This window comes from Burkholderia sp. JPY481 (assembly GCF_038900515.1).
Taxonomy (GTDB): Bacteria; Pseudomonadota; Gammaproteobacteria; order Burkholderiales; family Burkholderiaceae; genus Paraburkholderia; species Paraburkholderia youngii.
Genome location: NZ_JAYMRT010000015.1, coordinates 82,407 through 105,692, shown reverse-complemented (window position 1 = coordinate 105,692; position 23,286 = coordinate 82,407). Strand labels below are relative to the sequence as shown.

General features: G+C 65.8%; 21 protein-coding genes. 10 read left to right on the top strand and 11 right to left on the bottom strand.

The window, feature by feature from the left end; translation table 11 throughout:
* Positions 1-70: 70 nt before the first annotated feature.
* Entirely contained in the window at positions 71-958 is an 888-nt protein-coding gene (locus VSR82_RS29280; protein WP_429457560.1) for a DMT family transporter, read from the bottom strand.
* A 110-nt stretch (positions 959-1,068) separates the two neighbouring features.
* Here VSR82_RS29280 and VSR82_RS29275 point away from each other — a divergent pair, with 110 nt between their 5' ends.
* The gene (locus tag VSR82_RS29275) at positions 1,069-2,508 is read left to right on the top strand and encodes an aminotransferase-like domain-containing protein (RefSeq protein WP_429457562.1); all 1,440 of its coding nucleotides are present in this window, start codon (positions 1,069-1,071) and stop codon (positions 2,506-2,508) included.
* Between the two features lie 44 nt (positions 2,509-2,552).
* Here the strand turns inward: VSR82_RS29275 and VSR82_RS29270 are convergent, their stop codons facing one another.
* The 3 genes from VSR82_RS29270 to VSR82_RS29260 all read right to left on the bottom strand — a co-directional run bounded on the left by VSR82_RS29270 (position 2,553) and on the right by VSR82_RS29260 (position 6,993).
* The gene (locus tag VSR82_RS29270) at positions 2,553-3,626 is read right to left on the bottom strand and encodes a TAXI family TRAP transporter solute-binding subunit (protein ID WP_429457564.1); all 1,074 of its coding nucleotides are present in this window, start codon (positions 3,624-3,626) and stop codon (positions 2,553-2,555) included.
* Between the two features lie 256 nt (positions 3,627-3,882).
* Positions 3,883-5,025: a hypothetical protein gene (locus VSR82_RS29265; protein ID WP_429457566.1), complete on the bottom strand. Its 1,143-nt coding sequence runs from the start codon at positions 5,023-5,025 to the stop codon at positions 3,883-3,885.
* 420 nt (positions 5,026-5,445) lie between these two features.
* Positions 5,446-6,993: an MDR family MFS transporter gene (locus VSR82_RS29260; protein WP_368585335.1), complete on the bottom strand. Its 1,548-nt coding sequence runs from the start codon at positions 6,991-6,993 to the stop codon at positions 5,446-5,448.
* Positions 6,994-7,068: 75 nt separating this feature from the next.
* Here VSR82_RS29260 and VSR82_RS29255 point away from each other — a divergent pair, with 75 nt between their 5' ends.
* Positions 7,069-7,881, top strand: coding sequence for a TetR/AcrR family transcriptional regulator (locus VSR82_RS29255; RefSeq protein WP_429457568.1), 813 nt, complete (start codon positions 7,069-7,071; stop codon positions 7,879-7,881).
* Between the two features lie 48 nt (positions 7,882-7,929).
* Here the strand turns inward: VSR82_RS29255 and VSR82_RS29250 are convergent, their stop codons facing one another.
* Complete coding sequence (locus tag VSR82_RS29250; RefSeq protein ID WP_429457570.1) at positions 7,930-8,661, bottom strand: ribonuclease activity regulator RraA; 732 nt, start codon at positions 8,659-8,661, stop codon at positions 7,930-7,932.
* 547 nt (positions 8,662-9,208) lie between these two features.
* Between VSR82_RS29250 and VSR82_RS29245 the strand changes: the two genes are divergently transcribed.
* Entirely contained in the window at positions 9,209-9,721 is a 513-nt protein-coding gene (locus VSR82_RS29245) for a response regulator (RefSeq protein ID WP_176105726.1), read from the top strand.
* Positions 9,722-9,877: 156 nt separating this feature from the next.
* Here VSR82_RS29245 and VSR82_RS29240 read toward each other — a convergent pair whose 3' ends face one another.
* Positions 9,878-10,459 (bottom strand): Fur family transcriptional regulator, encoded by a 582-nt coding sequence (locus VSR82_RS29240; protein ID WP_410849922.1) that lies wholly within the window; start codon positions 10,457-10,459, stop codon positions 9,878-9,880.
* A 105-nt stretch (positions 10,460-10,564) separates the two neighbouring features.
* A complete protein-coding gene (locus tag VSR82_RS29235; protein ID WP_498858285.1) occupies positions 10,565-11,191 on the bottom strand; it encodes a glutathione S-transferase family protein in 627 nt (208 codons plus the stop codon).
* A 237-nt stretch (positions 11,192-11,428) separates the two neighbouring features.
* On the opposite strand from VSR82_RS29235, the gene VSR82_RS29230 reads away from it, so the two are divergent.
* Entirely contained in the window at positions 11,429-13,096 is a 1,668-nt protein-coding gene (locus tag VSR82_RS29230; RefSeq protein WP_429457575.1) for an ATP-binding domain-containing protein, read from the top strand.
* 27 nt (positions 13,097-13,123) lie between these two features.
* Here VSR82_RS29230 and VSR82_RS29225 read toward each other — a convergent pair whose 3' ends face one another.
* Complete coding sequence (locus tag VSR82_RS29225; protein ID WP_368585341.1) at positions 13,124-14,071, bottom strand: phosphoribosyltransferase family protein; 948 nt, start codon at positions 14,069-14,071, stop codon at positions 13,124-13,126.
* 267 nt (positions 14,072-14,338) lie between these two features.
* Here VSR82_RS29225 and VSR82_RS29220 point away from each other — a divergent pair, with 267 nt between their 5' ends.
* Together VSR82_RS29220 and VSR82_RS29215 are read left to right on the top strand one after the other, a co-directional pair.
* The gene (locus tag VSR82_RS29220; RefSeq protein ID WP_429457579.1) at positions 14,339-14,908 is read left to right on the top strand and encodes a putative pterin-binding protein; all 570 of its coding nucleotides are present in this window, start codon (positions 14,339-14,341) and stop codon (positions 14,906-14,908) included.
* Positions 14,878-16,725: an ATP-binding response regulator gene (locus VSR82_RS29215; RefSeq protein ID WP_498858284.1), complete on the top strand. Its 1,848-nt coding sequence runs from the start codon at positions 14,878-14,880 to the stop codon at positions 16,723-16,725. Before VSR82_RS29220 ends, VSR82_RS29215 begins: the two co-directional genes overlap by 31 nt.
* 28 nt (positions 16,726-16,753) lie before the next feature.
* Here the strand turns inward: VSR82_RS29215 and VSR82_RS29210 are convergent, their stop codons facing one another.
* From VSR82_RS29210 to VSR82_RS29200, 3 genes are all read right to left on the bottom strand, one after another.
* A complete protein-coding gene (locus VSR82_RS29210) occupies positions 16,754-17,608 on the bottom strand; it encodes a helix-turn-helix domain-containing protein (protein WP_152853852.1) in 855 nt (284 codons plus the stop codon).
* A gap of 312 nt (positions 17,609-17,920) precedes the next feature.
* Positions 17,921-19,261, bottom strand: coding sequence for a type II toxin-antitoxin system HipA family toxin (locus VSR82_RS29205; protein WP_368585344.1), 1,341 nt, complete (start codon positions 19,259-19,261; stop codon positions 17,921-17,923).
* A 1-nt stretch (position 19,262) separates the two neighbouring features.
* Positions 19,263-19,517, bottom strand: a complete 255-nt coding sequence (locus tag VSR82_RS29200) for a helix-turn-helix domain-containing protein (protein WP_410849916.1) — start codon at positions 19,515-19,517, stop codon at positions 19,263-19,265.
* A gap of 231 nt (positions 19,518-19,748) precedes the next feature.
* On the opposite strand from VSR82_RS29200, the gene VSR82_RS29195 reads away from it, so the two are divergent.
* The 4 genes from VSR82_RS29195 to lhpI all read left to right on the top strand — a co-directional run bounded on the left by VSR82_RS29195 (position 19,749) and on the right by lhpI (position 23,158).
* Positions 19,749-21,089: an NAD(P)/FAD-dependent oxidoreductase gene (locus VSR82_RS29195; protein WP_429457584.1), complete on the top strand. Its 1,341-nt coding sequence runs from the start codon at positions 19,749-19,751 to the stop codon at positions 21,087-21,089.
* A 52-nt stretch (positions 21,090-21,141) separates the two neighbouring features.
* Complete coding sequence (locus tag VSR82_RS29190) at positions 21,142-21,774, top strand: cysteine peptidase family C39 domain-containing protein (protein WP_368585347.1); 633 nt, start codon at positions 21,142-21,144, stop codon at positions 21,772-21,774.
* Positions 21,775-21,863: 89 nt separating this feature from the next.
* Complete coding sequence (locus VSR82_RS29185) at positions 21,864-22,142, top strand: hypothetical protein (RefSeq protein WP_368585348.1); 279 nt, start codon at positions 21,864-21,866, stop codon at positions 22,140-22,142.
* 83 nt (positions 22,143-22,225) lie between these two features.
* Complete coding sequence (gene lhpI, locus VSR82_RS29180; RefSeq protein WP_429457587.1) at positions 22,226-23,158, top strand: bifunctional Delta(1)-pyrroline-2-carboxylate/Delta(1)-piperideine-2-carboxylate reductase; 933 nt, start codon at positions 22,226-22,228, stop codon at positions 23,156-23,158.
* The last annotated feature ends 128 nt before the right edge of the window (positions 23,159-23,286 follow it).

Below are 23,286 nucleotides of genomic sequence, written 5' to 3'. Positions count from 1 at the left end.
CATATCGACCCACGACTCGCGTCATTCGATCCTGAAAAAAGACGGTTTGCCGCGCGCTGGTCGAGCCGCGTCAGACCGCCCGCCGCGCCGGCGCCGCGCGCGAAAAATGCCGAGCGCCGGCCACGCAGGCGACCACGATCACGGTGACGATGATCATCGACGGCGGGACCTGTTCGTGCAGCAGCACGCCGGCGAGCAGCAGCCCGAAAAACGGTTGCAGCAACTGCAGTTGTCCGACCGCCGCGATCCCGCCGAGCGCGAGTCCTCGATACCAGAACACGAAGCCGATCAGCATGCTGAATAGCGACACGTACGCGAGTCCCCACAGCGCGGCGGCGCCGACACCGTCGAACGACACGGGCCGCGTCCACCAGGCGAGCGGCAGCATCAATGGCAGCGACAGCACGAGCGCCCACGAAATCACCTGCCAGCCGCCGAGGTGACGCGACAGCCGCGCGCCTTCCGCGTAACCGAGCCCGCACACGATGATCGCCGCGAGCATCAGCGCGTCGCCGAGCGGCGACGCGTCGATGCCGTGCCGCAGCGCGAACGCGGCCACCGCCGCGCTGCCAAGCGCCGAGAACAGCCAGAACGCGGGCTGTGGCCGCTCGCCGCCGCGCAGCACGCCGAAGATCGCGGTGGCGAGCGGCAGCAAACCGATGAACACGACCGCATGCGCGGCGCTCACATGCCGCAGCGCCAGCGCGGTCAGCAACGGAAAGCCGACCACGACGCCGAGCGCGACCACCACGAGCGGCAGCAGATCGCGGCGCTGCGGCCGCGTCTCGCGGAACACTAGCAACAGTAGAAGACCGAGAACGCCCGCGATCGTCGCGCGCGCCACGGTCAGAAAGACCGGATCGAGTCCCTGCACGGCCAGCCGCGTGGCCGGCAGCGAGCCGCTGAAAATCAGCACGCCCGCGAAACCGCTGAGCCAGCCGTTGGTGGTCTTGTCCATTGCGAACATCCCTGCGCTGAAAAAGTCACATGATGCGCGCCGCGGCCGTAAACGTTAAGCTACAGATCAGTACAGTTTGCACGAACTGTACTGAACATGGAGCAGTACAGATGGCGCAAAGCGACAACAACGAGACGGTGCCGGGCACGCGCGTCGGCCTCGTGATGGACAATCTGCGCGAGCGCATCGCGAGCCGCTCGCTGATGCCGGGCGCGCGCGTGCCGTCGATTCGCGCGATGACCGACACGCTCGGCGTGTCGAAGTCGACCGTGGTGGAAGCCTACGACCGTCTCGTCGCGGAAGGCGTGATCGTCGCGCGGCGCGGCTCCGGCTTCTTCGTGTCGGGCCATGCGCCGCCGCTCGCGCTCGCCGATCTGGGACCGCGACTCGATCGCGAGGTCGACCCGCTGTGGCTCACGCGGCAGTCGCTGGAAACCGGCTCGAAAGCGCTGAAGCCAGGCTGCGGCTGGATGCCGGCTTCGTGGCTGCCGGAAGATGGCGTGCGGCGCGCGCTGCGTGCGCTCGCCCGTGATCCGCAGTCACTGCTCGCCGACTACGCGAGCCCGGCCGGCTTGCCCGCGCTGCGTCAGCAGCTTGCGTGGCGGCTGTCTGCGCACGGCGTCGATGCGCCGCCCGAGCAGATCCTGCTGACCGACGGCGGCACTCATGCGCTCGATCTCGTGTGCCGCTTCCTGCTCGAACCCGGCGACACGGTGTTGATCGACGATCCGTGCTACTTCAATTTTCAGGCGTTGCTGCGCGCGCATCGCGTGCGGATCGCGAGCGTGCCGTACACGCCGCAGGGGCCGGATCTCGCGGCGTTCGAGCGCGTTCTGATCGAGCAGCGTCCGCGGCTTTACGTGACGAACTCGGCGATCCACAATCCGACCGGCGCGACGCTCGCGCCGGCCGTCGCGCATCGGCTGCTGAAGCTCGCGGGCGAGCACGATCTGCTGATCGTCGAGGACGACATCTTCGCGGACTTCGAAGACGAACCTGCGCCGCGCCTCGCCGCGTTCGACGGGCTCTCCCGCGTCGTGTCGATCGGCAGCTTTTCGAAGACGCTATCGGCGGCGGTGCGCTGCGGCTATATCGCCGCGCGGGCCGAATGGGTCGAACCGCTGATCGATCTGAAGCTCGCGACCTCGTTCGGCAATGGTCAGCTCGCGGCGAGCGTCGTGCATCGGATGCTCGTCGACGGTACCTATCGGCGTCATCTCGAGGCGATGCGCGCGAAGCTGGCCGATGCGATGGGAGAGACCGTCAGGCGTCTCGGCTATGCGGGCCTCGATATCTGGACACGGCCGCGTGCGGGCCTGTTCGTGTGGGCGCGCTTGCCCGGGGCGCTCGATGCCGCCGACATCGCCCGTCATGCGTTGACGGCGGGCGTCGTGCTCGCGCCGGGCAATGTGTTCAGCGCGTCGCAAGCGGCGGCGGGTTTTCTGCGTTTCAACGTGTCGCAATGCAATCGACCGAAGGTGTACGAGGCATTGCAACGGGCGATGGATGCGTGCGCGCTGTCGGCCGACGCGGGGCGCGAGCGCGTCTGAGACGAACCGGATCGAATCGGGCGCTCGCAGTCCTTGCTACAGCGTTATTTGCACAGCAGAAGCATCCGCTCCTGTTCCGAGCAGGGCGTGTGCGGTTTCGGCGCGGGTTGCGCGGCCGCCGCGCTCATCGCCGCGCTGCGGTTCGCGAGACACGCGCGCAGGTGCTTCTCGACCGGACCGTAATACTTCCATCCGCGTACGAGCGTCGGCAATTCGAGCTTCACCTGTTTCCATTTCGGATGGCCGTGCTCCTGCAGATTGTCGAAGTTCGCGCACAACGAGTCGGCGAAATGATTCAGATTGCTGACGGTGTCGCGCAAGCCATAGTCGTAGGTGACCAGAAACGCTTTGACCGTGAGGCCCGGCACGTCTTCCTTCAACCAGCCTGGGTAGCTGCTCTGACGGATCGTCGTCGGAAAGTAGGTTTGTTTTGCGCGGTTCGTCTCCGGCGCGTTGGGATCGGCGGGCAACAGACGCAGTTGCGACAGCAGGTCGGGCTTCATGCTGGTGAACAGATTTGCCGGCTGCCCGACCACGATGATCGCGACGTCGATCTTCTTCACGATCAGCGCGGCGAGCGCGTCCTCGTTGCTCAGATGCACGACGTTCTGCTCGGGAATCGGCTGGCCGAACATCAGGCGGTAGAGCGTCGTCGCCGACTGCGCAGTGCCGCTGCCTAGCAGACCGACGCTGATGGTCTTGTCCTTGATGTCGGCGAGCGTCTTCAGCGGCGAATCCGCCCGCACGACGACATTAATTTCCTCGTCGTAGAGCGGCATGATCAGTCGCAGCGGCCGGATCGTCGTGCCCGCATCGGGGTTGCCCGTGTTGGCCATATCGATGAACGCCTGGTACACGTCGGACTGCACGAGCGCGAGCTTCACGCCGGGCTCGAAACGCATGCGCTGCACGTTTTCGGCCGAGCCTTTCGACGCCACCACTTCGAGGTCGATACCGACCGGCTGGGCCACCCATTTCGACAGGTCGTTGCCGATCTGGATATAGGTGCCGCGCTCCGGTCCGGTGACGATTTTGTAGTGCGCGGGTTCGGCGCCGGCCAGCGAACATACGACCAGTACCACCAGCCCCAGCCAGCCTGCGAGAAGTCTCTTCAGCATGGTCTTTCTACCTATCGGTCAGGTTGATCCCGCTTCACGCGTGGCGCGTGGAAGCACCAGTGATCCGGTTGCCATGTCATGTTCAAACTGCTGCCAGGGCCGCTCCGTCTGTTGCCGCTCAGAGAGCGCACGATTATGTGCGAATCGGCACAGACGGCGACCATCTGATCTGGTATGCGAAGCAATGCTTTCGCGCGACGGCGCAGTCGCTTGCGTCTCCGCGACCCTGAGCGGAGGGTCGCGTCGCGCGTGAGCGCTAGTTGCTCCGCGACGTCGCCTGCAGCATGCCGGCGGGCAGCGGTACCTGCAGTTGCGCCTGCGCGAGCGGCGCGCCCGGCGCGGCGTCCGTCGCCGCATGCGGCGGAGTCAGCGGCGCCCAGCCGGTCTCGCGGATCACGCGCTCGAGGATCACTTTCGCCGCGTCGTTGCTGCTGTCGATCGCGAGCGCCTCGTTCGCGTGCTGACGCGCGCACGGCCACGACTGCTGCGCGACGCAGACCTGCGCGGCCTGCAGCGCAGTATCGCGACGCTGGACCAGCGGCCGCATCTGATCGGCCAGAACCTGCACGTCGCTGTTTCCCGGTTGAAACGTTTGCGCGGCAGCGAGAGCGGCCTGCGCGGCGGACAGGTCGTTGGCGCGGAACGCGGTCCTCGCGACCTGCAGCGCCTGAGCGGCGTCGTGCAATTGCGTCGCGGGCCGCACGGGCGTCGCGGCCAGCGGCGGCGTGACAGGTGGCGCAGCCGGTGTCGCTGGAATGACGGGAACCGCGGGCACGACGGGCGCGGGCTTCGCCGCCAGTTCGGTCACGGGCGGTGGCGCCGGCCTGGTCGCGGCCGGCGCGTGCGCGGTCTGTGCTTGAGCAATCACCGGTGCGGACGCAAGCGGCGCGATCATGCCGGTCGTCGTTGTGCGGGCATCCTGAGTAATCTGCTCGACGCCTTTATCTTCCGACTCGCCACCGTCGCTGAATAACGTATAAGCGATATACGCCAGGCCGATCGCGATGACCGCGCCGATCACATATAGCACGCGCCAGATCGTCTGCGCGGTGTTGCTTGGCGCGTACATCGGATCTTCGTAAGGCGGGATAGCGGTGTCGGTCGACACGAGCGCCGTGTGCATGATCGGCTCGCTCTGCAACAGAGATTCGGACGCCATCGCGGCAGAGGCGATGACGGGCTCATCCCGTGTGCCGAGCTCGTCGTCGAAGCGAGGCAGCGGCTTGTGCGTGGCGCTCGCGCGGCTACCTGGAATACCGGTGCGGATGTGCGGATCGTCCTGCTCGAACGGATGCGCAGCGCCACAGTAGGGGCAGGCGTCGACTTGTCGGTACAGTGCGCCACCGCAGCGTTTGCAGGGCGTGGGGAAACTTTGGCCGGTTGCTGTCTGGGTGGACATGCCGTGGACCCACCTTTGGAAAACGATGCCGTAAAGGCATGCTCCGGATCGTGTTGAGGCAGGAGCCTTGTCCGCGGAATCACGATCCACATGCGCCGGAGGTCGCGGAGACGTAGGCCGCGCCTGCGTTTCCACGGTTTCCAATATGTGATGTTTCACGGGGGACGTCAACGCGGTAGGCCCCTGGATTGTGTGCGCTACCGCTCATTCGGAGGTATGAAGAAACTTCGGCGATACGCTCGAAACGCATATATGTGTCTGTTGTTTCACGACAAATGCACGCTGCGCGCCACACGTAGTGAGCGCGACAAAAAAACAACGAGGCCGACGCGTTGCGCGTGCGGCCTCGTGATCACCCGGCTATTGGATACTTGCCGGTAAGCGTTTGCATCAGCATCCGGATCAGGCGTAGAAGAACGCTCAGTGCTTGCGCAACGGATGATCCTTCAGCAGCCACGCCAGCGCGAACGCGAGCACCACGACGCAGGCGGCCGACAGATACACGGTATGCAACGCGCCAGCGAACGCATGCAGATAGTCGTTGCGCAATGCTTCGGGTAGCTGATGAATCGCGGCGGGACCCAGGGCCTGCGGAAGTTCGGTATCGGGCGGGATCAACTTTTCGAGGCGTGCGGCGAGTCCGTTCGAAAACACCGCGCCGAAACCGGCCACGCCGATCGAGCCGCCGATCGAGCGAAACAGCGTGACGCCGGACGTCGCCACCCCCATATGCTTGAACTCGACGGTGTTCTGGACCGCGAGGACCAGCACCTGCATCACCATGCCGAGGCCGCAGCCGAGCAGACCCATGTACAGATACATCACATGAATCGGCGTATCGATCTGCAGACGCGCGAGCAGCAGCATCGCCACCGAGACGAGGAACGTGCCCATGATCGGGAACAGCCGATACTTGCCGATCTTGCTGATCAGGCGGCCCGTCACCATCGACAGGATGAACAGGCCGCCCATCATCGGCAGCATCTGCATGCCGGCTTGCGACGGCGTGGAGCCCTTCACCACCTGCAGATAGAGCGGAATGAACGTCACGGAGCCGAACAGCGATACGCCGATGATGAAGCTCACGAGGCTGCTGATCAGAAACGTGCGTTGCTTGAACAGTCCGAGCGGCATGATCGGTTCGACCGCGCTGCGCTCTTCGTGAATGAAGCCCCAGATCGCTACGAGGCCCATGCCGAGCGTGAACCATAGTTGCGGCGAGGTCCACGGCAGAATCGTGCCGCCCTGGCTCGTGAACAGGATGATGCAGGTCAGCGCGCCGGCGAGAAACGCGGCGCCCATGTAGTCGATCGTGTGCTTGACGTGGCGCACGTGCGGCTTGAACACCGCGCCGATCACGATCAGCGACAGGATGCCGAGCGGCAGGTTGATGTAGAAGATCCAGCGCCAGGTCAGATGCTCGACCAGAAAACCGCCGAGCAGCGGACCGATGACGGTCGCGAGACCGAAGATGCCGCCGAACACGCCCTGATAGCGGCCACGCTCAGCGGGCGGAATCACGTCCGCGATCGCCGCCATCGTCACGACGAGCAGGCCGCCGCCGCCAAGGCCTTGCAGCGCGCGCAGCACGATCAGTTGGCTCATGTTTTGCGCGATGCCGCACAGCGCCGAGCCAACGAGAAAGATGACGATCGCCGTCTGTAGAACGATCTTGCGGCCGAACAGGTCGCCGAACTTGCCGTACAGCGGCACGACGATCGTCGAGCTGAGCAGGTAGGCGGTCACGACCCAGGACAGGTTATTGAGCCCGCCCAGATCGCCGACGATGGTGGGCAGCGCGGTCGACACGATCGTCTGGTCGAGCGCGGCGAGCAGCATGACCAGCAGCAGCGCCGGAAACAGCAGCCGGATCGGCGGATGATCGGCTGCGCCTGCGGCCGAGGCTGCGGCTGGGCGGGATTCCTCGGGCGCGGAGTCGGCGGACAGGGTCGTAGCAGGTTGTTCCATGGTGGCAACGCGTTGAAATTAATTAACCGAAAGATTAATATATGCGACATCGCCTCTCACGTCAAATTCAATGCAATGACAAGGATCTCATCTGATGACGCCGCGGCGGACCACGCCGTGACAGATGCGGGGCCATCCGCGCGGATTGCCGCGAAAGAGCGGGGCGCGTCGAAGTCCAAACTCGAGGGGACACAAGCGGATACGCAAGCCGCGAATCCCGCAAGTGTCGCGCCAAGCGGGACGCCCGCCCGCCGCCCCGGCCGGCCGACGGGCGCCGCGCGCGGCCCCGAGCAGCGCGCGCGCTTGCTCGACGCTGCGCTGACGCTGTTCGCAAGGCAGGGCATCGTCGAGACATCGCTCGGTGAGATCGCCCGCGAGGCCGGCTTCACGCCCGCGATGGTGCACTACTACTTCAAGACACGCGATCAGCTGCTCGACGTACTGATCGACGAGTGTTTCGCGCCGTTGCGCGCGAGCCTCGGTCTGCCGTTCCAGGAACATCCCGACGATCCTGTCGCGGCGATCACGCAGCTCACCGAGCGGCTCGTGCAGATCGCCAGCGATAACCCCTGGTTCGCATCGCTATGGATTCGCGAAGTGATCAGCGACGGCGGACTGCTGCGCCAGCGCATGCATGAGCGTTTCGGTTTCGCGCATCAGAAGGAGTCGCTGCTGGCGATCGCGCGCTGGCAGAAGGAGGGCCGCCTGAATGCGTCGCTCGAACCCGCGCTCGTGTTCGTCACGCTGCTCGGCATGACGATTCTGCCGCTCGCCACTTCGAAGCTGTGGCGTAATGATCCATTGCGCCGCAATATCGGCGGCGCGGAGATCGCACGGCACGCGGTGGCGTTGCTGGTACAGGGCATCGGACCCGGCAAGGGCGCTTGAACCGGCGGCCGGTGTGACACATCGGTCGCCGTGTCGGTTGAAAAGGCGCTAGATTTTGCGGTTTTTCTTCCACTCGTCGAACGCCGCCTTCGTCTCGTCGTTCGGCGGATAGGTGCCGGGCAGCACGGCGCCGGCGCGAATCCTTTCGGTTAGAAACGCTTCGAGCCGTTCCTGCTCGGCCGCGGCCTGCGCGACCTCGTCGGCCGTCTTCAGCGGAATCACGACGACCCCGTCCCCATCGCCGACGATCACGTCACCTGGAAACACCGCGACGCCGCCACAGCCGATCGGCACGTTGATGTCGACCGCGTGATGGCGGATCAGATTGGGCGGCGCGCTCGCGCCGGCGCAAAACACCGGCATGTCGAGCGCGGCGATCGTCGCGCTGTCGCGCACCGGGCCGTCGGACACCATGCCGGCCACGCCGCGCACCTGCAAACGCAGCGACAGAATCGATCCGAACGACGCGCTGCCGCGCTCGCCGCGGCAATCCTGCACGAGCACATGGCCCGGCGGAATGGTCTCGACGCATTTGCGTTGCGCGTAGTCAGGGTCCGCGAATAGCTCCAGCACGTCGATGTCTTCGCGCGATGGGATATTGCGCAGCGTGAACGCCGGCCCAACCAGATTCGCGCCGCGGCGCGGAGCGAGCGGTGCGACGCCCTGCATGAAGGTATTGCGCAGACCGCGCTTGAACAACTGCGTGGTCAGCGTGGCGGTGCTGACGTGACGAAGGATCTCGAGCGTCGCGGTGCAAAGCGCGGGCGATGTGGCGGACATGGTGTCGGGTGACCTCGGGTTGAGATGAAGAGACATCAATAGATGCGTGCGGGCAGCCGCGAACCGCAGCATGCCGCGCATGCGCGCCCACGATGATAGCGCCGCGGCGCCAACGGTTAGCGGGTAAGCGCCAATACATCTTTGTGTCATCGGCACGCGCGACCGGCCCCTCTTCACGTGACGCGAACCGCTGCAGCGAGGCACGCGACATGCTTGCAGAGTCGTCGGGTGCGAGCGGCGCAACACGAACGACAGCGCCGCGTCGCGCAAACAATACGAAGGACAGAATCGATACCGGGCGGAGAAGGCCGTACGAACGGGGTTCGTGCGAACCGCGCCGGAACATCGGGTGCCGGCAATCGGCGAGCCGCGGAAAAACTGCGGACACTCAGCAGCTAAATCGCGGCATGCGTCGAGCGCCGTTTTTTCATCGACGTGCAATTTTGGCGCGTTACCGTGCGCACGCGTTGTACTCGGGAAGGTGCTCAGCAATGTTTTACAATCGCGGACCTGTCTGCAACTCGGCGTGCGAAATCGAGTCGGAACCATGGACAGCAACACCTCGGCCGCGCAAATCGGCGGCAATCAGCAGAGTGAAACATTGGCCACTTCCGATGGCCTAACCGGTTTTCCAGAGCAACAACATACGATGAATGCAGCAATGAGGCTCGATCAGGCCACGATCGTGCTTGTAGAGGACGACCCCGACAGCCGGGAATCGTTGACCTTGCTACTCGAGGCGGAAGGCGCGAAGGTATGCGCGGTCGCCGATGCGGAAGAGGGTGTCGTGGCGGCGATGGAGTTGCTTCCCGACGCGGTCGTCTGCGACCTCGACTTGCCGACCATGGATGGCTTCTATCTGATCCAGCGGCTTCGCGACCACGAGATTTGCGGCGGCCATTCGCCCGCGGTGGCGGTGGCGCTGACCGGCCACACCGACGACGCCTACCGCCTGCGCAGCATCGGCGAAGGCTTCCAGCATTTCATGACCAAACCCGCGTTACCCGAAGCGCTCGTGACGTTGCTGCGCGACGCGATCGACGCCCGCGCGGCGGGGTGATCGCCGCTTCGCAACGGGCTCGCAGCGGGCTTTCGTGGAAGTGAGTAGTAGCAGGCCGGCGCGCGGCGGGAAGACGTCGTTTCGCGGAGCAGCGCACGGCCATCGACGCTTCGCGGCGCATCACACCGCGTTGCGCACCCGACGCGTAGCGCGCCGCTATTTGGCCGCGGCCACCGGCGCGGCTTCGCCAGCCATTGCGGCCGCCTGACAGGCCGCACAGAGACCCTTCAACTCTATTTCGTCGCTCGCGAGCCGATAGCCCGCGTCTTCGATCTGCGCGATGAGCGCCTGGCGCAGCTTCGGTTGATGCAGCTCGGTGACGCTGCCGCATTGCTGGCATACGACGAGAATGCCGTGCTGGCATTGCGTCAGATCATGGCAGACGGTGAACGCATTGATCGACTCGATTCGATGCACGAGTCCCGCCGACAGCAAAAAATCCAACGCGCGATAGACGGTTGGCGGCGCCGAGCCCGGGTGAATCTGGCGCATTTCGTCGAGCAGCGAATAGGCCTTGGTCGCGCGTCCCGAGTTCAGCAGGAGTTCGAGCACCTTGCGCCGGATCGGCGTGAGTTTTTCGCCGCGCTCGCGGCAATATTCCTCGGCCAGTGCGAGAGCCGCTTCCTGCGACGGCTGATGCACGTCGTGATGCACATGATGATCGTGCGCATCGGCGGCGGTGGCGGCAGGCGCGGGAGTGACCGGATGGCCGGTTGCGGCGGGCTTGGCGGTTTTCATGCGTCGATTATAGAGGCATGCGCGGTGGGCCGCCGCGCCGGTCGCGGGATCGGCGCGGCACAGGCGCGCGGGCGGCGATCACGGAGTCGCCGATGAACCGGCCGTTCAGGTCAACGGAAAATCCACGTACTTCTTGAACCCGGTGCGCGTGGTTAGACGCGAATACCAGCGCTCCAGACTCGGCAGCGGCGGCCGCTGCAAACCGTCGAGGCCGAACCAGCGCTTCGCGTACGCGCCGATCACGATATCGGCGAGCGTGAACTTGTCGCCTTCGAGAAAGAAGCGGCCCTGCAGATGCGTGTCGAGCAGGCGCCACAGCACGGTGACCGCCGGCACGTCGGCCGCGAGTTTGGCGGTGTCGCGCTCGGCCTCCGGCGTGCGCACGAGCGACCAGAACACCGGACGTTCCACCGGCTGCAGCGTCGACAGCGACCAGTCCAGCCAGCGGTCGATGCTCGCGCGCAGTTTCGGCTCGGCCGGATACAGCAGGCTCGATTCGCCGTATTGCATCGCCAGATAGCGCAGGATCGAGTTGGATTCCCACAGCACGAAGTCGTCGTCGACCAGCGTCGGGATCTTGCCGGTCGGATTCATCGCTAGATAGTCGGGTTCGTTGTTGCGGCCGAATTGCAGGCCCGCGTCGATGCGGTCGAATGGCAGTACGAGTTCGTCGCAGCACCACAAAACTTTCTGGACGTTGACTGAATTGGTACGTCCCCAGATCGTAATCATCCGGTAAATCCTTTTCTGTTACGGTTGGCAAGCCGCGCCTCGCGCGCGGCGTTCAGCCAGTTACGATACACGATGCGCGAAGCTTTGCGCGGCATCCGAAAGGCGCCCTCCGCGCGAGGCGGCACGCAGTGTCGCGGCTGCGACGCCCGTCACCGCGTTGCGTACAATGACCGCACCCCGAATTGCGCACTGAGCCGACATGCGTGGACTCACGCATCCAACCCAATAAGGCACCGCATGGCCCGCATTGTTCCCGACGACTGGAAGAGCCTCGAAGCGACCGGCGCGGCGGCGCGCGAACGCGAAACGCTCGCGCTGCTCGAACACGCACTGCCCGACGATTACACCGTCTATCACGGTGTGCATTGGACTCGCCTGAACCAGAACTTCTCGGTATTCGGCGAGGCCGACTTCGTGATCGTGAGTCCCGCCGGGCGTCTGATGATCATCGAGCAGAAGACCGGCTTTCTGCGTGAAACGCCGAAGGGGCTCGTCAAGGTGTATCTGCAGACCGAGCGCAACGTCGCGATTGCGCTCGCGCATACGATCGAGAGTCTGCACCGGCGTTTTACCGCGGCGTTCGGCGCGGGCACGTATTTCATCGAGGAACTGCTGTACTGTCCCGATCACATCGTCAAGGATGCGGCGATCGCCGGCGTGAATCCCGCGCGCATCGTCGACGCGACGCGGCGCGAACGGCTCGCGGCGATCATCCGCGAAGCGCTGCCGGCCGATGAGCCGCGGCTTCCCAGTGCATCGAAAATCCATCACTTTCTTGCCGACGAACTCGCGCTGGCACCCGACACGAGCGCGCTCGTCGGCCAGGCGGGCACGCTCGTCACGCGCCTGTCGGGCGGACTCGCCACGTGGGCCCGGCGGCTCGAATTCGCGCCGTTCCGTTTGCGCGTGGTCGGCACGGCAGGCTCCGGCAAGACGCAACTCGCGGTGCAGGTGATGAAGGACGCGGTCGCGCGCGGCGAGCGGCCGTTGTACGTGTGCTTCAACCGGCCGCTCGCCGATCACATCGCGCGGGTTGCGCCGCCGGAGGCGAAGGTCGCGAACTATCACCAGCTGTGCGACTGGATCATGCGCGACGCGGGCCGCGCGCCCGATTTCGAATCCGCGCAGGTGTTCGATCAGCTGGAGGCCGGATTCGCCCGCACGCCGATCGAACCGCGCTGGCAGTTCGACGTGCTGATCGTCGATGAAGGGCAGGATTTCCAGCAGTCGTGGATTACCTCGCTCGAGCGGCTGCTGCGGCCGGGCGGCGCATGGTGGTGGCTCGAAGACCCGCTGCAGAATCTGTACATGCGCGAGCCGGTGTCGTTACCCGGCTGGGCCACGCTGAAGGAGACCACCAATTACCGCAGTCCGCGTGACATCCTCGACTATCTGCGCGACGTGATCGGCTCGTCGGTGCCGCTTGCCGCGGCGCTCGCGTCGGGCAGTCCGTTCGACGGCTCCGACGTTTCGGTGTCGGTCTACGACGAAGCGCAGGCCGCCGAAAGCAGCATCGACGCGACCAAGCGCGCGATCACCCACGCGCTCGGGCTCGGCTTTCGCAAGCAGGACATCGTGGTGCTGTCGTTCCGCGGCAGGGACGGTTCGGCGATGAGCGCGCTCGATCATCTCGGACCGCATCGGCTGCGCAGCTTCACCGGCAAATATGATCTGTTCGGCAACCCGGAGTATCGCGACGGCGACGTGCTGTTCGAGTCGATCTACCGCTTCAAGGGGCAGGCGGCGCCGTGCGTGATCTTCACCGAGATCGACTTCGACGCGTTCGACGAACGCGTCGCGCGCAAGCTGTTCGTCGGCGCGACGCGCGCGACGATGAAGCTGATCGTCGTCGCGTCGCAGCGGGCCGCAAGGCATTTGCAGTTGCGCGAGGGGAAGGACAAGTAGAGAACGCTGAGCTCAGATCAACTCAACTCAGCTCCACGCCCTTGCGCTCACCAGCATCCCCGTGCGCGTCAGCGCATCCCACCAGATCACGCGCAACAAAGGCGCTTGCTGCGCGATCAGCAGCGCCTGCACCGGATCGCTTTCGACGAAGTGCGTGACACCCGCGCGCAGCGCCGCGCTCGCCTTGTGCGCGGCCGCCCCGGACGGGCTGTCGTCGTGCAGGCCGGTCGCGCGCATCACCAGTTGCATGTGAGCGAAGCCGTGTCGCGCGAGCCACGCTTCGGTGCGCGCGCGATCCATCTCCGGTCGACCCGTGATGATCGTGCGCACGTGCTGCAGGTCGATGCCTGGCAGCACCTCGAACGGCAGCAGCGCGTCGCGCTCGGCGAGCGCGCCGGCGAGGTCTTCGTCGTAGCGCGCGAGCGGTACGTCGGGCAGCAGGATGCCGTCGAGGTCGATCGCGTACGCCGCGTATTCGTGGTCGTTGGCCATCGCCGGCGCCGCGCCGGCTTCGACGCGCGCCCAGTCGTCGCGATAGCGCTCGGTGTACGCCTGGCGCTCCCATGGAAAGAGGGCGAAGTAGCCGCGCGCGTCGATCGCGTAGTCGGGCTGCACGCGGCTCAGTTCATCGACCGCGGCGGTCAGCGTTTTGACTTCGAGCCCGTGCGACTGCAGGAACGCGATGCAATCGGCGAGCGTAAAACCGCGTCCGGCGATGTCCTCGCACAGCAGCACTTTCGAGCCGGCGGGCGGGATCGGCAGCGTCGAATCCCATGCGACCGCGCGCGTCTGGCGGTCGTAGCGCAGGAACGCGACCGACGCGCCGACCGCGTGCGACACCATCAGCGCGAGCGGCGCGCCGCCGCGCAGAATGCCGAGCGCCATCGTGAAACGCTCGGCGAGCAACGCGGGTTGCAGCGATTCGATCCAGTGATCGAGCTGTTCGTACGTCAGAGGCAAGACCGGCTTGTTCATGACTATCGAGGCGCCGTTGGCGCGATGGAAGGCATTGGTCCGCGGGGAGGCGTGCGTTGCTCGCTGACGCACTGGCGCGACATCGCGGGTCCCCGTTTTTGAGTCAGCGCATTTTGGCGATATTATGCATGCGGGTCAAAGGTCGCGTGTCGGGGTGGCACGCGTTTGGCTGCTGGGTATCGCGCAACACTTCGCGTGGCATAAGATCGGCTGACCGTGGCGCCGCCCATGGTCCGGCGAATCAACTAGAACGGATAAAAAAAGCAAATGGCCAACCTGATTGCAACGCTGCGCGATGCAGCCGGCGGAACTGGTGTGCGCTGGTGGGTGCGCTGGCTGACGGGGCTCGCGGGACTGATCGTCGGGCTTACTGTCTATGGCGCGCATGCGCAGCCGGGCGTGCGGCAGTCGCCGGCGCTGGCGCTCGACGTCGAGGGCAAGATCGCCAACACCAACGACGCCGCGCATCGCAGCTATCACTTCGACGAGGCTCAACTGCTCGCGCTGCCCGTGCATACGATCACGACTTCGACCACCTGGACACCGCGCTCGACGTTCGCCGGTCCCAGGCTCGCCGACATCCTGAAGGCCGTCGGCGCGCGCGGCACCGAAATCGAGCTTCACACCTACGACGATTACACCTACACCGTGCCGGTCGCGGACTGCGACCGCTACGGCGTGATCGTCGCGTACAGCATGAACGGCCAGCGCCTGAAACTCAGCGACTTCGGGCCGCTGTTTCTGATCTATCCGCGCGATGCTTTTCCGGATGAACTGACTGGCGCGGTCGGCGACTCGAAATTCGTATGGCAGATCAAGGCCCTCATCGTCAAATAGCGCGCCGTCCATGGCGGCGCGCAATGTACGTGCTGATCTGGCTGATGGCGCTCGCCGCGCCCGTCGGCGCGATCGGCTATCTGCTGTATGCGAACCTGTTGAACCCGCGCGCGACCGAGCAGTTGACCGGCACCTACGACGGTTTCTACTGGGACGCCGCACAGCTGCAGATCGCCTACGCCCGCTTCGAGAATCAGCTGCTGCTGTATCAGTCCGGCGCCGACGACGACTATCAGCGGCTGCTGCTGCGCTTTCAGCTGCTGCAATCGAAGCTGCGCGTGATGGCCGGTTCGACGCAGCGGCTCTCCACGCAGCTCGCTCTGTTGCAACGGCAGATCGACGAAATCAAGACGCTCGAGGATATGCTCGACGACATCCAGCCCGAGATCGACGTACTGCCGCGCGACCGCACCCATGCCGCGCGGATCGGCGCGCAGCTGCGCCAGCACTGGAGCGAGGTCAACGATCTCGCGCTGTCGCGCCGTTTCGCCGATGTCGCCGACCGCGAGGCGATGAATCGCGATTTCATCGACAAGCGCCGCATCCTGTTCGCGGGCGGTCTGGTGCTGCTGTTGCTGTCGGCGGCGGCGACGCTGCTGCTCGTGCTCAACGGCCGGCGCCGCACGCGGCTCATGCGCCAGCAGCGCGCGGCGCTGGAAGCCGAGCATCAGGCGAGCCGCGCGGCGCGCGAGGCGAGCCTCGCGAAGGATGCGTTTCTCGGCATGATCAGCCATGAGCTGCGCACGCCGTTGCATGCGATCGTGTCGTCGGTGGAACTGCTCGGCTTCCACTATCACTCGGAGGCCGACCGCAAGGTGATCCAGCGGCTCGAAACCGCGGCGCGCCATCTCGAAGCGCAGATGAAGGACCTGACCGACTACGCGCGCCTCGGCGCCGGCAAGCTCGAACTGCGGCACCAGCATTTCGAGCCGCGCGAGCTGCTGGCGTCGATCGTCGATGAACACACGATGTCCGCCAAGGCGCGCGGCCTGAAGCTCGAAAGCGAGGCGAGCGGCGCGCGCGGGCTGGTCGAGTCGGACCCGCACCGCATCCGGCAGATCGTCAACAACCTCGTCACCAACGCGATCCGCTACACCGAGACCGGCACGGTGCGCATCGAGCTGCGCCAGCAGCCGGCGCTGCTGGTTTTCGTCGTCAGCGATACGGGACCGGGCGTGCCGTCCGAGCAAATCCCATTGATCTTCGAGGAGTTCACTCAGCTCGACGCGAAGCGCACGCGCCGTTTCGAAGGCGCCGGCATGGGGCTCACGATCGTGCAAGGGCTCGTCAAGCTGTTCGGCGGCACCGTGGATGTCGCGAGCACGGTCGGCGAGGGCACCCGCTTCACCGTGACGATTCCGGTCGTGCCGGTCGCCACCATCGAGCCGGCCGACGTCGCGGCGCAAGCCGAGCCGGACGGCGCGCAACCGTGCGTGCTGATCATCGACGATAACCGCCTGATCCGCGAGTCACTCAGCGAGATGGTCGCGCATATGGGCTACGACTCGCTCGCACTCGGCAATGCCAACGACGCGCTCGCGTGGCTCGATACACACCGCTGCGAAGTGGTGCTGCTCGATCTGCATATGCCGGAGCGCGACGGCTACACGTTTCTCGAGGACTTCGCGGCGCGCGGCGGACCGTCGGCGGGCGTGCCGGTGATCGTGGTCAGCGCGTACGCACCGGAGGTCGTGCGGGATGAGGAAGGTGGCGTAACGGGCGTGCCGTGGGTGTTCGAGGCGCTCTTAAAGCCGGTCCATTACGAGGATCTGAACCACGCGCTGCAGCACGCGCTGGCGGCGCGGCATCAGGCGTGAGGGCGCGAGGGGGGGGGCCGCGCGCGGTTCAGGGGCGGTTCAGCCGTTTCGACAGATCGGCGACGAGGATCGCCATGCGCGCGGGCTTCTCATAGCACGCGACGTCGTAATCGCGGATCACCTCGCTGATCTCCGATTCGCTGGCCTTGCCGGTCAGCAGCTCGCCGGTCAGCACGAAGATCGGCGCGTCCGGGTTCTCCGACGCGCGCACCGCGCGAATCGCGGCCGCCGAGGTCTGCGAGCCGAACAGCCAGTCGATGATCACGCCGTCGAACACCTGCGTTTGCAACTGCTCGCTGAAGGCGGCGAGCCCATAGATCGCGACCGCCGTGAAGCCGCTGCGCTCCAGATAGTCGCGCAGGTTATCGGCGCTCGCGCAATCGTCGTCGACGACCGCGATCGCAGGCTTGTCGGTTTCGGCGCGGCGCGGGTAGATCTCGATCTTGTGGACTTCATAGGCGCTCTGATACAGCGCGCCATCATGACGCGAGACACGCCATTGACCGAGCCGCGAATAGGCGACGAACTCCGGACGGCTGCCCGGTTCCAGCGCGGCGCCGACCCACGCGGTACAGGCGATTTCGGTCGCGCCGATGCAGAACACCGCCTCCTGGGCGATCGCGCCGACCACGCCCGGATCGAGCGACTGCGCGCCGAACAGCTGCGCCGCCGGTTCGTCGAATACCTCGGCGACTTTCTTGATCTGCGACAGCGTCCATGGGCTATTGCCGCGCAGTTTGCGGTGCCCCTGAGAAAAACTCAGATCGAGGATGCGGCATAGCTCCGTGGTTTGCTGGCGCTTGCCGATTCCATGCCGGCTCATCAACTCGCGCACGCGCTCGGCAACCGCGATGGAGTCCGGTGAGTGTGTTTCGTTGGCCATACGGCGTGAAAATCCGCGAGTTAAAAGGTACAAGTGGTACGCGGTCGACAGGCGCAAACCGACCTTGCGCATGCAATGCGCATGAATCGGCCACGCGGGGACAGCAAATGTACCGTAAAAAAATTCACTGTTTATGATTTTGTCAGACCGTCGCCGAGGCCGCTAATGCAAGCGACGCAGCCGTCGCGCGGGTGACTTTTGATGCATTGAGCATTAAAAAGCATTCTACCGGTGAAACGATGACGAAACCGTAGGGAATCCACGAATGAGTTGTGCGCAAGCCAACGGTTCCGGCTTCCGGCCGCGAAGCGTTCAGCTTGCCGGCATCGTGTCGAGCCGGGCCGCCGAGTTTTGAAGTCCTTTAAAAATCCGCTCGGCGACCTTGCCCGGAAAGCGCTCGGGCAATTCCGCCGACACCCGCTCGATCACGCCGGGCGTCTGTTCGATCAGACGCTGGATCAGCGGTTCGGCGTTGGCGCCGTACGAACACTTCAACGCCATCGCGTTGAAATGACGCCGCTGCACATCGCGAAACGCATCGTGCTTGCTGCGCGACCACAGACCCATCGCGAGCCGTGCCTTGTACCACGACCACTGGTTCGGGCCATTGCCTTCGACCGGCCAGATCGACATTACGTCGTAAAGCGGCGTCAGACGGTACTGGCCGCCCGCGAGCAGACGGATGCTGAAGTTCTTCGCGTGGCCGTCCGGCGCGGCCAGCATCCAGAACAGGATCTGGCTCGCGAGCAGGGTCTCGAGGTCCTGCCGCGCGTCGACCGACTGCTGCAGAATCCGCGCGAGGTCGAGCACGCCGGGGCCGCCCTCGTTCTCGTACTTGCGATGCGACGGCACGCCGTACACCTGGCAGAAGTCTTCCTGCGGCAAACGCAATAGCCAGGTGCCGCTCGAATGCATCTGCCGGTCGAAGCGTTCGACGGCGAGCACGCGCTGCCGGCCAAAGCTGAGCACCTCGGTGTTCGCGACCGGCAGGCCGAACGCGCGCAGAATCCGCATGCACAGCCACTCGTTTTCGACCGACGTGCTCAGATCGGCGAGCCGGTTGCCGACCAGCCCCAACGGCAGCTTGAAGATATGCGTGGTCGGGGTCGCGCCGTGCGGCCGCTGCCACTGGCCGTCGTGCCACAGCAGCGCGGTTTTCTCCTGCGCGCCGGCGAGCGAGATGCGGAAGTCGTCGGGTTCGTCGGGCGCGCCGAGCGTCGGTTTGCCCACCGTTTGCGCGAGCAGCGCCTCGATGTCGTCGTCGGAAAGCGGCGTGCCTTCGATGCGCTGAACCCCGGCCGGCGCGTCGTCTTCGCCGAGCAGCTGGACCGCGCCGACGCAGTCGCGGCCGATGGCCCGCAGCAGGTCGAACGCGTCGAGCGTTTCGGTCCGGTAGCGCTGCGCGATGCGTTTGCGGATAGCGTCGCTGTCGGGCAGCAGGTTGTCGAAGTAGTTGAGCACCCGCGGCCCTTTGTGCGTCATGTTGCCGGGTGTGAACGGCAGCGACAGCGACAGCGGACGACCCGCGGGCGACGCGATCCAGGCGGCGTCGTAGGCGAACTCCATCGGGCCGCGCGCGGGCAGGCGCCAGACGCCGACGCGCTCGCCGTTGGCCCACACCGACAATGCCTTCGAGGCGGTTTGCCGGGCCATCTCACCACTCGACGTTCGGCGCCGGCTCGGCGCCCGGCTGATTTTTGTCGCGCAACTGCAGTTGCAGGCCGTAGACGCCGCACAGCGCGAGCAGCTGGGTGAGCGTGAGCCCGCTCGCATCGGTTTCGAGCGCGGAAATGCGGCTTTGGCTCACGCCGACGCGCGCGGCCGCCTCGGTCTGCGTGAAGCCGGCCTGGCGGCGGCTGGCCGCCAGCAGCTGCGCGAGCTGGTCCGACGTGGTGATCAGATGGAGCATGGCGGATTATCTGAGAGACGAATAAACGCAATTTATGCGTTACACGAATATTTGTCAAATATTTGCGTGACAGATAATCGACGAATATCCGTTTAACGGATAACTCGGGATTCCGCCAGGAGCCGGCGTGCCGTCCCGGCTGCGACCTGCAGCGGTGCCGAACTCACGCGGCATTGCGGACAATGGCCGCCACTGCGAAGATGACGCCCACGTCTCCAACCCGCCCAACCAATGACCACGACTTACCCGCTGCACTCGACCTTCACGCCCGCCGACCAACCGTTTCCCAGCCGCGCCGACGTCGTGATCGCCGGTGCCGGCATCATGGGCTGCGCGGCCGCTTATTACCTGGCGCGGCGCGGCCTGTCGGCGGTGGTGCTCGACAAGTCGCGGATCGCCGGGCAGCAGTCGTCGCGCGCGTGGGGCTTCGTGCGTCAGCAGGGTCGCGAGGCCGCCGAGGTGCCGCTGATGATGGCGAGCATTCCATTGTGGAAAGAACTCGAGCGTGAGCTGAATTTCGATCTCGAATGGCGCCAGGGCGGTTGCCTGTACGTCGCGACCAATGACGAAGACTGGACTTCGTTCCAGCAATGGCTCGAAGTCGCGCGTCAGTATGGCCTCGACACCCGCACGCTCGACCGCGGGCAGATCGACGCCGTCGTCAGCGGCATGCAGGGCCCCGCGCTCGGCGGCCTGTACACGCCGAGCGACGGCCAGGCCGAACCGCGCCGTGCCGCCGCGGCGTTCGCCGCCCGCGCGGCCGAAGCCGGCGCGCTGTTTTTCGAGGGCTGCGGCGTGGTGGGCGTCGAACGCGCGGGCGGCGCGATCGCCGGTGTGGTCACCGAGCGCGGCACGATTCGTACCTCGCGTCTCATCTGCGCGGCCGGCGCGAGCAGCTGGCGGCTCCTCAGGACGCTCGGTCTCGAACTGCCGCAGCAGGCGGTGCGCGGTACCTGCATGCGCACCAATCCGCTGCCGCCGATCACGGCGTCGACGTTCTGGGGCCACGGCCTCGGCATCCGTCAGCGCGCGAACGGCGCGATCAACCTCGCCGACGACATGCAGGTCGACGTCGACATGACGCTCGGCCATTTCCGCGCGCTCAAATGGTTTCTGCCCGAGCTGTGGACCCAGCGCGAGAAGTTCAGCTTCCATCTGAACGGCGCCTGTCTGCGCGATCTGCGCGAGCGTCTGCCCGGCGGCGTGCCCGACGCCGAACGTGGGATTTATCCGCGCGACCCGCATCCGCAGCCGAATCCGAGCCACGCGCCGCGCGCGCTGGAAAAGCTGCGCGCGCTGTTTCCGGCGTTGCGCGACGCCCAGGTGGTGGAGGCGTGGGCCGGGCTGATCGACGTGTTGCCCGATGGCATTCCGGTCATCGATGCGCCGCCGCAGGTCCCAGGCCTGACGATCGCGACCGGCTTCTGCGGACATGGGTTCGCGATGGGGCCGATCGTCGGCAAGCTGCTCGCTGAACTCAACGATGGCGGCAACGCGTCGCTCGATCTGTCGGCGTTCCGTTTGCAGCGTTTCTTCGACGGCACGATGAAGCGGCCGCGCAGCATGCTGTAACCGCGCGCAACGCGACCCAACCCAACCCAACTCAACCCGACCGATACCACCGATGACCGAACCCGTTCTCCGCCACGCCGATGTTCCGTACTACACGCAATGGGGCAGCCCCGAGTGGGTGCGCGACATCGTCGAACGGCAGCGCGATCCGTGCGAAGACCCGCACTGGCAGCGCAGCGGTTTCGCCGACCCCGAGCGCTATCGTTTCTGGGCGCAACGCCTGTGCGGGCTGACGTGCCTCGAATCGGCGCTCGACTACTGGGGCATCGATCACGCGCCGCGCGCCGCATTGCTCGACGACGCGCTGCGGCACGGCGTGTATCGGCTGCGCGACGATGGCGGCGTCGACGGTCTGATCTACCGGCCGTTCGCCGACTGGGCGGGCCCGGCCTTCGGCCTCGACATCGACGTGCTGCCGCAGGCGTCGCTCGAGGAGATCGCGGCGCGGCTCGACGCCGATACGCTCGCGATCGTGTCGGTGAGCCCCGAGATCCGCTATCCGGAGCGGCCGAACCGGCAGCGGGGCGGTCATCTGATCCTGCTGCACGGGCGGGATCGCGACGGCGTGTGGTTCCATAACCCGTCGGGCGTCGCGCCGCACCAGTCCGACGTGTACCTGCCGTTCACGACGATGTCGCGTTTCTATGCAGGGCGTGGGATGACGCTCGGCCGCAGCACGAGCTAGCTGGCGCGCCGGGCATGACGCGGCGTTCGCGATTCGGGTCTGTTTCCTGCTAATGCAGCATCTTCGACGTGCGACCGATCGGATCTTCCATGAATCGAGCTTTCCGTCTGCTTGCTGCCGGCCTCGTCGTGCTCGACGCTGCCGGCGCCGCGCATGCCGCGACCCGCGAAGAACAGGCCCATGCGTGCCGTCACGATGCGTTCCATTTTTGCGCTTCGGAGATTCCGCACCGGGCGAAGATCATCGCCTGCATGAAGCGGCACCTCGACGAACTGAGCCCCGCGTGTCGGGCGATGTTCGGCAACGGCAACGGCAAGAACGGAGATCAGAACCGCGACCAGAACCGCGACGGTAACGGCGGCAAGTAGACGCCCACACGACTAGTCAATTTTTCTGCGCTCGGTTACGGTGACGCCATGCCCACTTGATCCAGCATTGGACCGTCCCGCCCATGACCCGCCCGACCACGCAGATCTTCGACGCCGCCGCCACCGCGCGGCTGATGCCTTTTGCAGCGCTTGTCGACGCATTACGGCGCGCAAGCATCGACTACGCGCAACGACGCATCGTGAGCCCCGAGCGGCTCGTCGTGCCGCTGAATGCCGGCGGCATCATGCTGTCGATGCCCGCCACCGCGCCCGATCTGGCGATCCACAAGCTCGTCAACGTGTGCGCGACCAACGGCGCGCGCGATCTGCCGACGATCCACGGCCAGGTCATGGCCTTCGATGCCGATACCGGCGAGACGCTGTTCGTCCTCGACGGTCCGACCGTGACGGGCCGCCGGACCGCGGCGATGTCGATGCTCGGCATCGCGACGTTCGCCGCGAGCACGCCGCGCGAATTCCTGCTGATAGGCACCGGCACGCAGGCGCTCAATCATCTGCAAGCGATCGGCGAACTGTTTCCGGACGCGCTCGTGTGGGTCAAGGGCAGCGCGCCCGCGCGCGCCGAGGCGTTCTGCGCGGCGCAGCGCGGCAAGGTGCGTGAGTTGCGGCCGCTCGCGGAAGGCGGCGCGACGATTCCGGCTTCGGTCGAGGTCGTGATTGCGTTGACCACCAGCAAACAGCCGGTCTACGACGAGACGGCGCGCGCGGAGCGGCTCGTGATCGGCGTCGGCGCTTTCACGCCGCAGATGGTCGAGATCGGCGCGACGACGATCGCGGGCAGCGCGCTGTACGTCGACGACGAGGCCGGCGCCAAGCACGAGGCCGGCGATTTCATTCAGGCCGGCGTTGACTGGGCGCGGGTGGGCGCGATCGCCGCGGTGCTCGGTGAGACGCAGCCGGTGCCGGCGGGACCCGTGGTGTTCAAGAGCGTCGGCTGCGCGGCGTGGGATCTGGCCGCGTGCCGGGTCGCGCGAGAGGCGCTGGCGCGCGGCTGATCGTTAGCGGTCCACCCGCCAAAATCACGCAAAATATCCCGAAAAAACAACCATGTGGCGCGCAAGCTTGGCAACTTGCGCTAACCTGCGGCAGATGTTGCCGTGCAAACTATCTCAAAACGTTGCAC